Origin of the sequence: Escherichia sp. AM3, from assembly GCF_032029835.1 — a bacterium.
In the GTDB taxonomy this organism is placed as follows: domain Bacteria; phylum Pseudomonadota; class Gammaproteobacteria; order Enterobacterales; family Enterobacteriaceae; genus Escherichia; species Escherichia coli.
In genome coordinates this window covers 1-751 of the sequence record NZ_JAVUPQ010000450.1, presented here as the reverse complement: position 1 = coordinate 751, position 751 = coordinate 1, and the positions used below count along the sequence as shown (strand labels likewise).

1 protein-coding gene and 1 pseudogene are annotated in these 751 nt (G+C 48.6%); both read left to right on the top strand.

Annotated features, from left to right (window positions below):
• On the top strand, positions 1–610 hold a 610-nt coding region (locus RTW80_RS26535), incomplete at its 5' end, for an aldehyde ferredoxin oxidoreductase C-terminal domain-containing protein (RefSeq protein WP_312721070.1).
• A 12-nt stretch (positions 611–622) separates the two neighbouring features.
• A pseudogene (locus RTW80_RS26530) lies at positions 623–751 on the top strand (hypothetical protein); the annotation flags it as partial.

Genomic DNA, 751 nt, shown 5'->3' with positions numbered 1-751 from the left:
TATCAACTTTATTGGTTCCGGCTTGCCATTGAAACTGCAACGTGAAGTGGCGAAAGAACTTTTTGGTTCTGAAGATGCTTACGATGAAACCAAAAACTACACGCCAATCAATGACGCAAAAATTAAATATGCAAAGTGGTCGCTGTTGCGGGTCTGTTTGCATAACGCCGTCACCCTGTGCAACTGGGTCTGGCCAATGACCGTTTCGCCGCTGAAAAGCCGTAATTACCGGGGCGATCTGGCGCTTGAAGCCAAATTCTTCAAAGCGATCACCGGCGAAGAGATGACTCAGGAAAAATTAGATTTAGCTGCAGAGCGTATTTTTACGTTGCATCGTGCCTACACGGTAAAACTGATGCAAACCAAAGATATGCGTAATGAACACGATCTTATCTGTTCCTGGGTATTCGACAAGGATCCGCAGATCCCGGTCTTTACTGAAGGTACTGACAAAATGGATCGTGACGATATGCATGCTTCGCTCACGATGTTCTACAAAGAAATGGGCTGGGACCCACAGCTTGGTTGTCCAACCCGCGAAACATTGCAGCGTCTGGGGCTGGAAGATATTGCCGCCGATCTGGCAGCACACAATCTACTGCCTGCGTAAGGAATGGGTAAGATGAACCATCAGGATGAATTGCCGTTAGCGAAAGTCAGCGAAGTTGACGAGGCGAAGCGGCAATGGTTGCAGGGGATGCGTCACCCCGTTGATACGGTAACCGAACCAGAACCTGCTGAAATCCTGGCT